Consider the following 15,070-nt stretch of genomic DNA (forward strand, 5'->3'; position numbering starts at 1 on the left):
GGCGATGAAGGACGTGGCAGCCTGCGAAAAGTATCGGGGAGCTGGCAACAAGCTTTGATCCGGTAATGTCCGAATGGGGAAACCCACTGCTTCGGCAGTATCCTGCAGTGAATACATAGCTGCTGGAAGCGAACCTGGTGAACTGAAATATCTAAGTAACCAGAGGAAAAGAAATCAACCGAGATTCCCTGAGTAGCGACGAGCGAACGGGGAACAGCCCTTAAGCTGGTATGGTTCTAGAAAAACGGTCTGGAAAGGCCGGCCATAGAAGGTGATAGCCCTGTATTTGAAAGGGCCATTCCAGTGAAGACGAGTAGGGCGGGGCACGTGAAACCCTGTCTGAACATGGGGGGACCATCCTCCAAGGCTAAATACTACTGACCGACCGATAGTGAACCAGTACCGTGAGGGAAAGGCGAAAAGAACCCCGGAGAGGGGAGTGAAATAGAACCTGAAACCGTGTGCGTACAAGCAGTAGGAGCTCGAAAGAGTGACTGCGTACCTTTTGTATAATGGGTCAGCGACTTACTGTTCGTGGCAAGCTTAACCGTATAGGGGAGGCGAAGGGAAACCGAGTCTGATAAGGGCGCATAGTCGCGGGCAGTAGACCCGAAACCGGGTGATCTAGTCATGCCCAGGGTGAAGGTGCGGTAACACGCACTGGAGGCCCGAACCCACTCCCGTTGCAAAGGTAGGGGATGAGGTGTGATTAGGAGTGAAAAGCTAATCGAACCCGGAGATAGCTGGTTCTCCTCGAAAGCTATTTAGGTAGCGCCTCATATGTATCCTCTCGGGGGTAGAGCACTGTTATGGCTAGGGGGTCATCGCGACTTACCAAACCATTGCAAACTCCGAATACCGAGACGGACTGTATGGGAGACACACGGCGGGTGCTAACGTCCGTCGTGAAAAGGGAAACAACCCAGACCCACAGCTAAGGTCCCAAATTTTGTGCTAAGTGGAAAACCATGTGGAAAGGCACAGACAGCCAGGAGGTTGGCTTAGAAGCAGCCACCCTTTAAAGAAAGCGTAATAGCTCACTGGTCGAGTCGGTCTGCGGGGAAGATTTAACGGGGCTAAGCACAGAACCGAAGCTTGGGGTGCATAACTTTGTTATGCGCGGTAGAGGAGCGTTCCGTAAGCCTGTGAAGGTGAGTTGAGAAGCTTGCTGGAGGTATCGGAAGTGCGAATGCTGACATGAGTAACGATAATGCGGGTGAAAAACCCGCACGCCGAAAGCCCAAGGTTTCCTTGCGCAACGTTAATCGGCGCAGGGTGAGTCGGCCCCTAAGGCGAGGCAGAAATGCGTAGTCGATGGGAAGCAGGTTAATATTCCTGCACCTCGCGTAAGTGCGATGGAGGGACGGAGAAGGTTAGGTGTACCAGGCGTTGGTTGTCCTGGGGAAAGGCGGTAGGTTTGGATCTTTGGCAAATCCGGGATCCTTTAAGACCGAGCACCGAGACGAGTCTTTAAGACGAAGTCACTGATACCACGCTTCCAGGAAAAGCTCCTAAGCTTCAGCTTACGCAGACCGTACCGTAAACCGACACAGGTGGGTAGGATGAGAATTCTCAGGCGCTTGAGAGAACTCGGGTGAAGGAACTAGGCAACATGGCACCGTAACTTCGGGAGAAGGTGCACCATTGCCGGTGGCCCATGCGGGCTATAGCTGGCGATGGTCGAAGTGACCAGGCCGCTGCGACTGTTTATCAAAAACACAGCACTCTGCAAACACGAAAGTGGACGTATAGGGTGTGACGCCTGCCCGGTGCTGGAAGGTTAATTGATGGGGTCAGCCGCAAGGCGAAGCTCTTGATCGAAGCCCCAGTAAACGGCGGCCGTAACTATAACGGTCCTAAGGTAGCGAAATTCCTTGTCGGGTAAGTTCCGACCTGCACGAATGGCGTAACGACAGCGGCGCTGTCTCCACCCGAGACTCAGTGAAATTGAAATCGCTGTGAAGATGCAGCGTTCCCGTGGCAAGACGGAAAGACCCCGTGAACCTTTACTATAGCTTTACACTGAACGTTGAGTTCGTCTGTGTAGGATAGGTGGGAGGCTATGAAACTGTGGCGCCAGCTGCAGTGGAGCCATCCTTGAAATACCACCCTGTCGTGCTTGACGTTCTAACCTAGGCCCGTTATCCGGGTCGGGGACCGTGTATGGTGGGTAGTTTGACTGGGGCGGTCTCCTCCTAAAGAGTAACGGAGGAGCTCGAAGGTACGCTCAGCGCGGTCGGACATCGCGCACTGTGTGCAAAGGCATAAGCGTGCTTGACTGCAAGATCGACGGATCAAGCAGGTACGAAAGTAGGACTTAGTGATCCGGTGGTTCTGTATGGAAGGGCCATCGCTCAACGGATAAAAGGTACTCCGGGGATAACAGGCTGATACCGCCCAAGAGTTCATATCGACGGCGGTGTTTGGCACCTCGATGTCGGCTCATCACATCCTGGGGCTGTAGTCGGTCCCAAGGGTATGGCTGTTCGCCATTTAAAGTGGTACGCGAGCTGGGTTCAGAACGTCGTGAGACAGTTCGGTCCCTATCTGCCATGGGCGTTGGAAGTTTGAGAGGGGCTGCTCCTAGTACGAGAGGACCGGAGTGGACGAACCTCTGGTGTTCCGGTTGTCACGCCAGTGGCATTGCCGGGTAGCTATGTTCGGAAGCGATAACCGCTGAAAGCATCTAAGCGGGAAGCGCGCCTCAAGATGAGACTTCCCGGGGCACAAGCCCCCTGAAGGAACCATGTAGACTACGTGGTTGATAGGTCAGGTGTGTAAGCGCGGCAACGCGTTGAGCTAACTGATACTAATGATCCGTGCGGCTTGACCATATAACCTCAAGTTGCCTTGGCCGACATGACATGTCGATGGACCCAAGTGCACGCTACGTCACAAGAACCTACGAGAGGCTGGCGCTTGTATGCGCTTCCCTGCGCAAGAGCCCGCACATCCATGTGCGGACTCTTCAAGAGAAGCGATAGCGACCCTCCAACCCTCTCCCTGGTGAAATTAGCGCTGTGGAACCACCCGATCCCATCCCGAACTCGGAAGTGAAACGCAGCTGCGCCGATGGTAGTGTGGCTCAAGCCATGCGAGAGTAGGTCATCGCCAGGGTTTTTACCCCCAAACCCCCGCTGCTCATGCAGCGGGGGTTTGCTTTTGCGCGTGGGAAAATATCCGGACACCTCGTGACAGGATGGCCGGGCGTCTGGAAGCGGGAATAACCCTCAGGCGTGGCCAGACGCGCGATTGACCAGACGTCGACCAGAAGCTCAAACAGCAACGGCACCTCACGGTGCCGTTGCTGCCTGCGGCGTCCTGAAGATCAGCGCTGCTGCGGGCGCTGCCGCGCCGCAATGGCCCAGCGGGCGGCCAGATTGGGCGCAGTTATACACACCGCTTTGTCCGTCACCGTGGTCACCGCCCGCTCCAGCAACTGGATGTCCGCCTCGTGCTGACGCGCCACGTGCGGGTCCTCGAAGAAAATCGCACGCTGGCAACGGCCTTCCAGGACACGGTCGGCGATCTGCGCATCGCCACCCAATGGGCCGCTCTGGAAGCGCTGGATCCAATCCTGGTCGCGCGGCCACCCCCGGCTCCACGCCAGCTCGTTCAAACGTTGGCCGGTGGTGCCGGTGCCGATGCGCTGGCCGAACCGCGACAGCACGTCGAAATGTTCGGCGGCGAAGGCCAGCATCTGCGGCTTGCGGGCGTCGTGCGCGATCAGCGCCAGGGTCTGGCTGCCGAAGTCGTGCAGGTCATCCGCGCCCGGATCGGCGGCCAGGCCCGCGTGGATGCGCTCCATCTCGACCCAGTCGCGGGCGCTGGCCACCGTGGAGATGAAAGGTTTGCCGTGGATGACGCACTGCCGTTTCAGCGCGATGGCCTCCGGGAATACCGACGACGGATCCACCGGATCGATCAGGTAGATCGCGCCGTCCAGCGTGCGCTCGGGCGACCCCATGCCCACGATCTCGGCGACCAGCTTCATCAGCCCGCCCTCGCGACCGTTCGGATAGCGCTTCAGGCCGGGCAGGCTGCCTGCGGGCAATGCGGCGGTGATGGCGTCATGGGTGCGGCCCACGGCGTGCAGTTCCACGCCAAGCTCGCGCAGGCCACCGGCACTGGCGCGCAGCCAGCGGAACAGGGCGGCGTCGGCGCGTTCGTGGTGCAGGCGGTTGGCGGCCAGGCCGATGCGCATGGAGATCTCGCTGGGTTTTGGGGTTTGAGTGTAAATCCTGGGGGAGGCTTCCTTCTCCCCGTCGGGAGAAGATGCGCGAAGAGAGGTGAGGGGCGAACGGGCTGCCGGTGGTTGACCATCGTGGATACCGTTTGCCCCTCACCCCAACCCCTCTCCTGGTGGGAGAGGGGCTTCTCCCCTGCGGTCTGACTGTGTCAGTGCAGCAGCAGCTTGATGATGCTGGCCGCGGCGTCGCGGCCTTCGGCCACTGCCGTGACCACCAGGTCCGCGCCGCGCACCGCGTCGCCGCCGGCGAACAGCCGGGGGTTGTGCGTCTGGTAGGGCAGGCGACCGGCGCCGCCGGCGACGATGCGGCCGCTGCCGGTTGCTTCGACACCCTGCGACGCCAGCCAATGCGGCAGCGTCGGCGAGAAGCCGAAGGCGATGATCACCACGTCGGCCTCCAGCAGTGATTCGCTGCCTTCGATCGGTTCGGCATTACGGCGGCCGTTGGCGTCGGGTTCGCCCAGGCGCGTCTCCACCACGGTCACGCCGATTACTTCGTCGTCGGCGCCGGCCTCGATCGCCAGCGGCTGGCGATTGAACAGGAAGCGCACGCCTTCCTCGCGGGCGTTGGCCACTTCGCGCGCGGAGCCGGGCATGTTGGCTTCGTCGCGGCGGTAGGCGCAGGTCACGCGGGCCGCGCCCAGGCGGATCGCGCTGCGCACGCAGTCCATGCCGGTGTCGCCGCCACCCAGCACCACCACCCGCTTGCCGGTGAGGTCGGGCAGGACGATCTGGTCTTCCCAGCCGGCGATGGGCCGGCCCTGCGGGTCGTCGCCGCTGACGATGCGGCTGTTCTGCACCAAGAACGGCAGTGCCGGCAGCACGTTCTTCAGGTCCTGGCCGATAAGGCCGCCATCGGTATAGCGGTAGGCGCCGGTGCCGAGGAACACCGCGTCATAATCGGCCTGCAACTGCTCGACGGTGATGTCGCGGCCGATTTCCACGCCCAGCCGGAACTGCACGCCCATGCCTTCGAGGATGTCGCGGCGGCGGTCGATGACGCGCTTGTCCAGCTTGAAGCTGGGGATGCCGAACTGCAGCAGGCCGCCGATCTGTTCGTAGCGGTCGAACACCACTGCCTGGATGCCCGCGCGCGCCAGGCGGTCGGCGCAGGCCAGCCCGGCCGGGCCTGCGCCGACGATGGCCACGCGCCTGCCGCTCGGCTGCACGGCCTGCAGGTCCGGCTTCCAGCCGGTGGCCAGGGCGGTGTCGACGATGTACTTCTCCACCGCGCCGATGGTCACCGCGCCGAATTCCTCCAGCGTGCAACTGCCTTCGCACAGGCGGTCCTGCGGGCAGACGCGGCCGCAGACTTCCGGCAGCGGGTTGGTCGAATGGCACAGCGTCGCCGCTTCGTGGATGCGGTCTTCCTGCACCAGCTGCAGCCACTGCGGGATGGCGTTGTGCACCGGGCATTTCCAGCTGCAGTACGGGTTGCCGCAATCCAGGCAGCGGCCGGCCTGGTACTGCGCGTCGGCCTTGTCGAATTTTCCGTACAGCTCGCCCCAGTCGCCGGACGTGCGCAGTTCCACCGGGATGCGCTGCGGCATGGTGCGGGGCAGATCGAGGAACTGGAAGGCTTGCTTGCGGCTCATGGGGGACTCGTGATGTCTGGGGAGGAGCCCTTCTTCCGCGGGCGGAAGAAGGTGCCCCGTAGGGACGGATGAGGGGCCTTGCTTTCAAGGCGCCCTCACCCCAACCCCTCTCCCGCTCGCGGGAGAGGGGCTCCTGGCTTCATGCAGCGTTGCGCAGTGCGGCGGCCAGCGATTCGATGCTGGCGGCCTTGGGTTTCACCAGCCAGAACTTGCCGACGTAGTCGCGGAACTCGTCCAGGATCTGCTGCGCCCAGATGCTGCCGGTCAGTTCGCGATGGCGGCCGATCAGCGTGTGCAGATGCTGGCGGTAGTTCTCGAAGCCCTCGGCCGAGATGCGGTGGATGTCGATCAGCTCGTGGTTGTAGCGGTCCACGAAATCGCGGTCGATATCCAGCACGTAGGCCAGGCCGCCGGTGAAGCCGGCGCCGAAGTTCAGGCCGACCTTGCCGAGTACGGCGACGATGCCGTCGGTCATGTACTCGCAGCAGTGGTCACCGGCGCCTTCGATCACCGCCAGCGCGCCGGAGTTGCGCACGCCGAAGCGCTCGCCGGCGCGGCCGGCGGCGAACAGCTCGCCGCCGGTGGCGCCGTACAGGCAGGTGTTGCCGACGATGGCGGTGTTGCGCGCCTCGAAGCGCGCGCCGCGCGGCGGCCGCACCACCAGCCGGCCGCCGGCCATGCCCTTGCCGACGTAGTCGTTGGCTTCGCCTTCCACTTCCAGGTTCAGGCCATCGACGTTGAACGCGCCGAAGCTCTGCCCGGCGGTGCCGCGGAAGCGCAGGTTCAAGGGCGCTTCGGCCATGCCGTGGTTGCCGTGCGCGCGGGCGATCGCGCCAGCCAGGCGCGTGCCCACCGAGCGGTCGGTGTTGTGGATCAGGAAGCGGTGCTCGCCGCCGCGTTTGTGGGCGATGGCATCGGACAGCAGGCCGTCCATCTGCGTGGCCAGGCTGTCCGGCGACTGGTACAGGCGCTGCGCCGCGCAATGCGCGCCTTCGTAGCGGGCCGGCGCGAGCAGGCGCGACAGGTCGACCCTGACGCCTTCGCGTGGCGAAACCTCCAGCTGCTCCAGCAGGTCGGTGCGGCCGACGATCTCGTCCAGCGAACGCGCGCCCAGGTACGACAACCACTGCCGCACTTCCTCGGCCAGCAACCGGAAGAAGTTCTCCACGCGCTCGGGCAGGCCGGTGAAATAGCCTTCGCGCAGGCGCTCGTCCTGGGTGGCAACGCCGGTGGCGCAGTTGTTGAGGTGGCAGATGCGCAGGTACTTGCAGCCCAGCACGATCATCGGACCGGTGCCGAAGCCGAAACTGTCCGCACCCAGCAGCGCCGCCTTGACCACGTCCAGGCCGGTCTTCAGGCCGCCGTCGGTCTGCAGGAGGGTGCGGCCGCGCAGGTCGTTGCCGACCAGCGCCTGGTGCGACTCGGCCACGCCCAGTTCCCACGGCACGCCGGCATAGCGGATCGAGCTGATCGGCGAGGCGCCGGTGCCGCCATCGTGGCCGGACACCGTGATCAGGTCGGCGCCGGCCTTGACCACGCCGGCGGCGATGGTGCCCACGCCCGCGTGCGACACCAGCTTCACCGACACCAGCGCATCCGGGTTGACCTGCTTGAGGTCGTAGATCAGCTGCGCCAGGTCCTCGATCGAATAGATGTCGTGGTGCGGCGGCGGCGAGATCAGGCCGATGCCCGGCTTGGCGTAGCGCAGCCGCGCGATCAGCTCGTTGACCTTGTGGCCGGGCAGCTGGCCGCCTTCGCCGGGCTTGGCGCCCTGCGCCACCTTGATCTGCAGCACTTCGGCGTTGACCAGGTATTCGGCGGTGACGCCGAAGCGGCCCGACGCCACCTGCTTGATCTTGCTGCGCCTGTCGGTGCCGTAGCGCACCGGGTCCTCGCCGCCTTCGCCGGAGTTGGAGCGGCCGCCGAGGCGGTTCATGGCGATGGCCAGCGCCTCATGCGCTTCGGGCGACAACGCACCCAGCGAAATGGCGGCGGTGTCGAAGCGCTTGAACAGCGCCTCGGCCGGTTCCACTTCCTCCAGCGGCACTGGCACGGCGGCCGGCTTGAGCTGCAGCAGGTCGCGCAGTGCCGAAGCCGGGCGCGAATGCACTGCGTCCGTGTAGGCGCGCCAGTCCTCGGCCCTGCCGGTGCGCGCGGCGCGCTGCAGGGTCAGCACCACGTCCGGGTTGTACATGTGGTACTCGCCGCCGTGCACGTACTTGAGCAGGCCGCCGACCTCGGCCGGCGCCAGGTCGTTCCAGGCGCGCGCGGCGAGCTCGCGCGCTTCGGTGTCCAGGCGCGCCAGGCCGACGCCGCCGATGCGCGCGGTGGCATCGGGGAAGCACAGCCGCACCACGTCCGCGTCCAGGCCGACGATCTCGAACAGCTGCGCGCCGCGGTAGCTGGCCACGGTGCAGATGCCCATCTTGGAGATGATCTTGCTCAGCCCCTTGTAGATGCCCTTGCGGTAGCTGCGGCCGATCTGCGAGACCTCGCCGCCCTTCTTCAGCAGCAGGATGCCGCGCCGGCCCATGTCGAACAGGGTCTGGTAGGCCAGGTACGGATACACCGCGGTGGCGCCGAAGCCGAGCAGGCAGGCCATGTGGTGCGCGTCGCGCGCGGTGCCGGTCTCGATGATCAGGTTGACGTCGCAGCGCAGGCCACGCGTCGACAGGTGGTGGTGCACCGCGCTGGTGGCCAGCAGCGCGTGCACCATCGGCCGCTCGGGCACCGGGTAGCGGTCGGACAGCAGCAGCATCACCACGCCGTCGCGCGCGGCCTGCTCGCACTGCGCGCAGATGCGCTCGATGCCGGCCTTCAATCCCTCCTCGACACTGTAGGACAGGTCGATCAGGCGGTTGCGTTCGACGTACTGCTCCATCTTCAGCAGCTGGCGCAGCTTGCGCTGGCTGAGCACCGGCGAATTGAGGATGACGTGGTTCACCGTCTCCGGGCCGGCATGGAAGATGTTGGTCTCCTTGCCGAGCTGGGTGGTCAGCGACATCGCGCAGTCTTCGCGCAGCGGGTCGATCGGCGGGTTGGTGACCTGCGCGAAGGCCTGGCGGAAGTAGTCGTACAGCGGGCGGGTATGGCGGCTGAGCACGGCGATGGGCGTGTCGTCGCCCATCGAGCCGGTGGCTTCCTGCCCGGTCTCGGCCAGCGGCCGCAGTACCTGCTCCACTTCCTCGGAGGTCAGCTGGAACAGCTTGTGGTAGCTGCGCAGGGTCGGCTCGTCGAACGGCTCCTCGGCCAGCGACGGATCGATCAGCTCGGTCTGCAGGTAGGTCACGCCCTGGTGCAGCCACTGCTTGTACGGAGCGCGCGCGCGGTTGATGCGGTCGATGGCGTCCGAATCGAGCAGGTCGCCGCGCTTGAGGTCGATGGCCATCATCTGGCCCGGGCCCAGCTTGCCCTTGCGCACGACGCGCTCGGTCGGCACTTCCCACACGCCGGCTTCGGAGGCGACCAGGAAGTGGCGGTCGGAGGTCAGCATCCAGCGCGCCGGGCGCAGGCCGTTGCGGTCCAGCGTGCAGGCGGCATAGCGGCCATCGCAGGCGACGATGCCGGCCGGGCCGTCCCACGGCTCGCTGTTCAGGCCGTAGAACTCGTAGAACGCGGCCAGGTCGGCGTCCTTGAACTCCAGCGACTGCGTCGCCGGCGGCACCAGGATGCGCAGCGCCTGGATCAGCTCCATGCCGCCGGCCACCATCAGCTCGAGCATGTTGTCCATGCTCTGCGAGTCCGAGCCGTGCATCGAGATCACCGGGTCGAACTCGGCGATGTCGAAGTTCGGCGTCTTCCACACCTTGCTGCGCGCCTGCGCCCAGTGGCGGTTGCCTTCGATGGTGTTGATCTCGCCGTTGTGGGCGAGCAGGCGGAACGGATGCGCCAGTGGCCAGCGCGGCATCGTGTTGGTGGAAAAGCGCTGGTGGAACACCACCACGCTGGAAGCCAGTTCGTGGCGCTGCAGGTCGGGGTAGAACGTGCCCAGCTTGTCCGGCAGCACCATGCCCTTGTAGCTGATGGCATCGGCGCTGAGCGTGGTGACGTAGTAGTCGGCGACGTCGCGCAGCGCCTGTTCGCTGCGGCGCCGCGCCAGGAACAGCGCCAGCGCGAACTGCCCGGCGCCCTGGCCGGGGCCGGCATCGACGAACACCTGCTCGATCCGCGGCAGCGTGGCCCGCGCCAGTTCGCCGCAGACGCCCGCGTCGGTGGGCACCACGCGCCAGCCGCGCGGCTGGCAGCCGGCATCGCGCAGGCGCGCGTCGAGTTCGTCGCGGCAGCGCTGCGCGGCATCGGCGTCGTGCGGCAGGAACACCACGCCGGCGGCGAAGTTGGGCCCGGTCGCGATGCCCGCTTCCTCCGCCAGCCGGCGCAGGAACACGGTGGGCTTGCGCAGCAGCAGGCCGCAGCCGTCGCCGGTGAGGCCGTCGGCGGCGACGCCGCCGCGGTGGGTCATGCGCGAGAGCGCGGCGATGGCGGTATCGACGAGGAGGCGGGAGGGCTGGTCGTCCAGCTGCGCGACCATGCCGAAACCGCAGGCGTCGCGTTCGTCTTGCGGGTTGTAGAGCCCCTGGCGGTTGCGGAGGGTCATCTGTGCCTCGTGGTGCGCGGGTGAGCGGCGACACCTCTCCCTCGTCCACCGCGTCACGCCATGCACGGCCGTGTTGCTGGCGCGTGCACGGCATGCCCGTCACTGGAGCGCAGCGTTGAGGCCACCGGATGCGCTCGACTAGATCACAGTTGTTGCGGTGCCGCAACGCATGGTTGCGGCAGCAACCAAAGCCTTGCGGCGCAAGGCTTTGGCCGGGTTTGCGTCAGCCGCAGCGCACGCCGCTGACCAGGTTCCTGTCGTCCACTTCGATGTTCAGGCGCTCGCCCAGGAATTCCATGGTGATGGGCTGGTTGGGCTTGAGCATGCGCACCTTGGCGGCGCCGGCATCCTGCCTGGCCTGCTCGGCCAGTTCCTCGGTATACGGCTGGCCGACCAGGCCTTCGACCTGGCTGGCGTCGCAGGTGCCGACCGGCGGCGGGGTGGTGGCGGCGGCCTGGTCGGGGGTGGCAGCGGCGTCGGCGGCCTGCTTGGCCTGGTCCATGGCCTGTTCCTGCTCCTCGGGGGCGGGTCCGTTGCAGGCGCCCAGGGCGAGCGCGAGCGAAAGCGTGGCGATCAGGGCGGTGGGGCGGCGCAGGGCGCGCGGCATCGTCGGGATTCGCATCGGAACTCCAGTGCGTTGAGGGACGCGGCAAGCATATCGCCTGGTTTCCGGTGTGTACCGTCGCAGCGCGTCATCCGGCCGCGCGCGTCAGCGCGGTTTCAGCCGCAGCGCAGCGCCGTGATGCCGTTGTTGCGGCCGACCTCGATGGTGAGGCGGTCGCCGCCGGAGGTGGCGCTGGCCGGCGTGACGGGCATGGGCGCATCGCCGCGCACGGTCTGCACGTGCAGGCTGTCGCTGTCCACGCGCGCGCGTTCGATCGTGCCCGGCGAGGCGGCCAGCCCGGTCGCGCCGATCACCTTGTCGGTATGGCATTGGCCGGAGATGACGCCGTCGATGGGCTCGACGCTGGCCACGGGCGCGCTGCTGCAGGCGGTGGCGGCCAGCAGGACGGTGCCGGCAAGGATCAGGCTGCGGTACATGGTGGACTCCACGACGGGGGACGACACGCCGAGCCTGCCGCCGCCGCCGTGTGCGGACGATGAAAGCACCCGCGGTGGCGATGCCCGCCGATAATTCGCCATCGCCGCGCGCGGAGTGGATCGATGTCGCAACAGGAAGACTGCAGGGTCGTGGTGCTGGGCGGTTACGGGCATTTCGGTGCGCGCATCGTGGGTGCGCTGGCCGCCACGCCGGGCATCGCCGTCATCGCCGCCGGGCGCCACCCGCAACGGGCGGCGGCCAACCTGCCGGGCGTGGACATGGCGCGGGTGCAATGCCGGCGCCTGGACGTGGACGACCCCGAGTTCGCCCGCGACCTGCAGGCCACCGGTGCCGATCTGGTCATCCACACCGCCGGCCCGTTCCAGGGACAGGGTTACGAGGTCGCGCGCGCCTGCCTGCAGGCAGGCATGCACTACATCGACCTGGCCGACGGCCGCGATTTCGTGCGCGACTTTCCCGCGCGGCTGGATGCGCTCGCGCGCCAGTGCGGGCGCAGCGCGATCAGCGGCGCCAGCACCCTGCCGGCGCTGTCCAGCGCGGTGGTCGATGCGCTGCGCGGCCGCTTCGACGTACTGCAGTCCATCGACATCGTGATCGCGCCGGCGCAGGCCACGCCGCTGGGCATGGCCACGGTGCGCGCGGTGCTGTCGTACTGCGGGCAGCCGTTCGAATGCTGGATCGACGGGCACTGGCAGCGCGTCGTCGGCTGGGCCGATCCGCGGCCGGTCACCTTCGCGCGCATCGCCCCGCGCCTGGCTTCGCCCTGCGACGTGCCCGACCACGACCTGCTGGTGCAGCGTTACCCGGGCGTATCGACGGTGCGCTTCCGCGCCGCGCTGGAACTGCCGTTGCTGTCGCGCTGCCTGGCCGCCCTGGCCTGGCTGCGCCGCCGCGGCGTGCCGCTGCCGATGGCGAAGCTGGCCGGCGCCTTCGCCCATGCCGGGCGCTGGTTCGACCGCTTCGGCACCGACCTGGGCGGCATGCGCGTGACCCTGCGCGGGCAGCGCGGCGGCGTCGCCCACCGCGTGCACTGGGACCTCACCGCGCCGATGCTGCACGGGCCGGAGATTCCCACCTTCGCCGCGGTGCTGCTGGCGCGGCACCTGGCCCGTGGCGAACCGCTGCCGGTGGGCGCGCATGCGTGCATGGGGTTGCTGGATCTGGCCGCGTTCGAGGACGAATTCGCCCGTTGGCGGATCGAGAGCCAGGTGTCCTGAAGCCGGCACCGGAAACCTGAAGCGGTTCAGCCTGACATAGGTCCGTGTGCCGTCCGGGCTATTGACTACATTTGTAGTCATGCTTACCGTGACGACAAATGTAGTCACGGAGTCGACCATGCGCCGCAAGACCATCGGGGACCAGGAACTGGCCCTGCTGCAGTACATCGGGGAAAACGCGCCGGCCAGCGTCGGCGAAGTGGCCGCCGGCTTCGGCGAAGCGCGCGGGCTGGCCCGTTCCACCGTGCTGACCATGATGGAGCGGCTGCGCACCAAGGGCTACCTGCAGCGCGAGCAGCACGAGGGCGTGTACCGCTACCAGGCCACCGCCGAACAGCAGGAAGTGGTCAGCAGCGCGGTCGGCAGTTTCGTCGAAAAGACCCTGCAGGGCTCGATCTCGCCCTTCGTGGCGTGGATGTCGCAGAAGGCCGAGGTCAGCGACAACGAACTGGCCGAACTGGAAGCGCTGGTCAGCAGGCTGCAGTCGCAGCGCCGGGAGGACTGAACCATGGATACCGTTCTCGAACTGCTTGGCAACCGCCTGCTCGCCACCAGCGTGCAGACCGTGCTGCTGACCGCGCTGGTGTGGCTGCTTTGCCGCTGCGTGCGGCGCCTGCCGGCGGCGACCCAGTGCGGTCTGTGGTGGCTGGTCGCGCTGCAGGCGGTGCTGGGCCTGCTGTGGGCCGCGCCGCTGGAACTGCCGGTGCTGCCGGCGCCGGACGCCGTGCAGCTGCTGCCGCAGGCCGCCGCCGCGGCACCGGTCGCGACCGCCGCGCCGCTGGTGGTGATGACGCCGCTGCCGCTGGAAAGCGGCTGGTCGTGGCTGCACGTGGCGATGGCGCTGTGGCTGGCCGGCGTGGCGGTGATGGGCCTGCGCACCGCGCTGGCATGGCGCGACAGCCGCGCGCTGCTGCGCATGGCGCGGCCCTGCGACGACCGGCGCCTGGACGCCGCGCTGCAGCTGGCGGCCGAGGCCCACGGCCTGCGCCGCGCGCCGCGGCTGATGCTCAGCGCGGCCATCGACTCGCCGCAGCTGGTCGGCCCGTGGCGCCCGGTGCTGCTGCTGCCGGCGCGCAACCTGCGGCGCATGGGCGACGACGACCTGGACATGGCCCTGACCCACGAGCTGGTGCACCTGCAGCGCCGTGACCTGTGGTGGGGCCTGCTGCCGGCCCTGGCCCAGCACCTGTTCTTCTTCCACCCGCTGGTGCACCTGGCGGCCCGCGAGTACGCCATTGCCCGTGAAGCCGCGGTCGATGCCGCCGTCGTCGCCGGCGATCGCCATTGCCGCCAGCACTACGGACGCCTGCTGCTGCAGCTGGGCGTCGCTCCCCGGCCCGGCGCCGGCCTCGCCAGCGCCTCGCCCACCTTCCTCAGCCTCAAGCGGAGACTGCTCATGCTGCAGAACACATCCTCTTTCCCGCGCGTGGGCGCGGGCCTGATCGTCGCCGCGGTGGCCCTGGTCGGCGTGCTGCCGATGCGCCTGGTGGCCATGCCGGCACCGCCGGCTCCGCCCGCGCCGCCGCCGGTGCCTACCGCCCCGGCCGTACCCGCGCCGCCGCCCGCGCCGGCCATGGACCATTCGGTGGTGCGCGCCGTCATTTCGGCCAAGGGCGCGGTGCGGGCTGCCCTGCCTGCGCCGCCGGCCCTGCCGCCGCCGGCCGTTCCGGCCGCGCCCGAGGCTCCGCCGGCGCCACCCGCGCCGCCGGTCTCGACCAAGGGCGTGATCCGTCTTTCCAAGAGCCCGAGCAGCAACGGCTACGTGCTGCTCAAGGACGACCGCAACGTCATGAACGGTTCCATCGCCGACCTGCAGCAGGCGCGCCGGCTGGACGACGGCAACGGCGTGCTGCTGCTGCGCCGCGACGGTCACGCCTATGTGGTGCGCGACGCCGGCGTGCTGTCGCGTTTCGAGCAGGCCTTCGCCGAAACCACGCGCCTGGGCGAGGAACAGGGCCGGCTCGGTGAACGCCAGGGCAAGCTGGGCGAGCGCCAGGGCGAGATCGGCGAGCGCATGGGGGAAATCGGCGAACGCATCAGCGTACTTGCCGCGCGCCAGGCACAGCTGGCGCTGGCCGGGCTGGCCGAGGGCCGCAAGACGCTGACGCACGAGCAGATGGAGGCTGCGCGCCGCGAAGCCGAGAAGGTCCATGCCGAAATGGACCGGCCGGCCCTGCGCGAGGAGATGCGGGAACTGGCGCGCCGGCAGTCGGAACTGGGCCGGCAGCAGGCCGAGCTGGGCCGCCAGCAGGCCGAAGCCAGCGTGCGTGCCCAGCGCGAAGCCGAACGCCTGATCCAGGAAGCGATCCGCGACGGACTGGCGCAGCCGGTCCGCGGTTGAGGGGACTTCGC

The 15,070-nt window shown here is 67.0% G+C and carries 8 protein-coding genes and 2 rRNA genes (1 of these 10 only partly in view); 5 read left to right on the forward strand and 5 right to left on the reverse strand.

All coding sequences use genetic code 11. From position 1 onward, the window contains the following. Both ABTV91_RS02875 and rrf read left to right on the forward strand, forming a co-directional pair. Window positions 1–2,834, forward strand: a 23S ribosomal RNA gene (locus ABTV91_RS02875); it begins 44 nt to the left of the window's first position. Window positions 2,835–3,002: 168 nt separating this feature from the next. Beyond that, a 5S ribosomal RNA gene (gene rrf / locus ABTV91_RS02880) occupies window positions 3,003–3,117 on the forward strand. A gap of 211 nt (window positions 3,118–3,328) precedes the next feature. Here rrf and ABTV91_RS02885 read toward each other — a convergent pair. The 5 genes from ABTV91_RS02885 to ABTV91_RS02905 all read right to left on the reverse strand — a co-directional run bounded on the left by ABTV91_RS02885 (window position 3,329) and on the right by ABTV91_RS02905 (window position 11,479). Then, window positions 3,329–4,204 carry a methylglyoxal synthase gene (locus ABTV91_RS02885; RefSeq protein ID WP_433853133.1) on the reverse strand — a complete coding sequence of 292 codons (876 nt, stop codon included), beginning with the start codon at window positions 4,202–4,204 and terminating at the stop codon, window positions 3,329–3,331. Between the two features lie 194 nt (window positions 4,205–4,398). Further along, window positions 4,399–5,844, reverse strand: coding sequence for an FAD-dependent oxidoreductase (locus tag ABTV91_RS02890; RefSeq protein ID WP_433853134.1), 1,446 nt, complete (start codon window positions 5,842–5,844; stop codon window positions 4,399–4,401). A gap of 139 nt (window positions 5,845–5,983) precedes the next feature. Next, window positions 5,984–10,438, reverse strand: coding sequence for a glutamate synthase large subunit (gene gltB / locus ABTV91_RS02895; protein WP_433853135.1), 4,455 nt, complete (start codon window positions 10,436–10,438; stop codon window positions 5,984–5,986). 223 nt (window positions 10,439–10,661) lie between these two features. Then, entirely contained in the window at window positions 10,662–11,060 is a 399-nt protein-coding gene (locus ABTV91_RS02900) for an I78 family peptidase inhibitor (protein WP_433853136.1), read from the reverse strand. A gap of 98 nt (window positions 11,061–11,158) precedes the next feature. Further along, on the reverse strand, window positions 11,159–11,479 hold the full coding sequence (locus ABTV91_RS02905; protein WP_433854107.1) for a hypothetical protein: 321 nt from the start codon (window positions 11,477–11,479) through the stop codon (window positions 11,159–11,161). Window positions 11,480–11,602: 123 nt separating this feature from the next. Between ABTV91_RS02905 and ABTV91_RS02910 the strand changes: the two genes are divergently transcribed. The 3 genes from ABTV91_RS02910 to ABTV91_RS02920 all read left to right on the forward strand — a co-directional run bounded on the left by ABTV91_RS02910 (window position 11,603) and on the right by ABTV91_RS02920 (window position 15,059). After that, on the forward strand, window positions 11,603–12,718 hold the full coding sequence (locus tag ABTV91_RS02910) for a saccharopine dehydrogenase family protein (RefSeq protein ID WP_433853137.1): 1,116 nt from the start codon (window positions 11,603–11,605) through the stop codon (window positions 12,716–12,718). Between the two features lie 118 nt (window positions 12,719–12,836). Further along, a complete protein-coding gene (locus ABTV91_RS02915; RefSeq protein ID WP_153193632.1) occupies window positions 12,837–13,223 on the forward strand; it encodes a BlaI/MecI/CopY family transcriptional regulator in 387 nt (128 codons plus the stop codon). A gap of 3 nt (window positions 13,224–13,226) precedes the next feature. Next, window positions 13,227–15,059, forward strand: a complete 1,833-nt coding sequence (locus ABTV91_RS02920; RefSeq protein WP_433853138.1) for a M56 family metallopeptidase — start codon at window positions 13,227–13,229, stop codon at window positions 15,057–15,059. Window positions 15,060–15,070: the final 11 nt, after the last annotated feature.

Source organism: Stenotrophomonas nitritireducens (assembly GCF_050984405.1).
Classification (GTDB): domain Bacteria; phylum Pseudomonadota; class Gammaproteobacteria; order Xanthomonadales; family Xanthomonadaceae; genus Stenotrophomonas; species Stenotrophomonas nitritireducens_B.

Coding starts and splice junctions, on each gene's coding strand:
- ABTV91_RS02885 (WP_433853133.1), bottom strand. CDS start 4,204: ATGCGCATCGGCCTGGCCGCCAACCGCCTGCACCACGAACGCGCCGAC.
- ABTV91_RS02890 (WP_433853134.1), bottom strand. CDS start 5,844: ATGAGCCGCAAGCAAGCCTTCCAGTTCCTCGATCTGCCCCGCACCATG.
- gltB (WP_433853135.1), bottom strand. CDS start 10,438: ATGACCCTCCGCAACCGCCAGGGGCTCTACAACCCGCAAGACGAACGC.
- ABTV91_RS02900 (WP_433853136.1), bottom strand. CDS start 11,060: ATGCGAATCCCGACGATGCCGCGCGCCCTGCGCCGCCCCACCGCCCTG.
- ABTV91_RS02905 (WP_433854107.1), bottom strand. CDS start 11,479: ATGTACCGCAGCCTGATCCTTGCCGGCACCGTCCTGCTGGCCGCCACC.
- ABTV91_RS02910 (WP_433853137.1), top strand. CDS start 11,603: ATGTCGCAACAGGAAGACTGCAGGGTCGTGGTGCTGGGCGGTTACGGG.
- ABTV91_RS02915 (WP_153193632.1), top strand. CDS start 12,837: ATGCGCCGCAAGACCATCGGGGACCAGGAACTGGCCCTGCTGCAGTAC.
- ABTV91_RS02920 (WP_433853138.1), top strand. CDS start 13,227: ATGGATACCGTTCTCGAACTGCTTGGCAACCGCCTGCTCGCCACCAGC.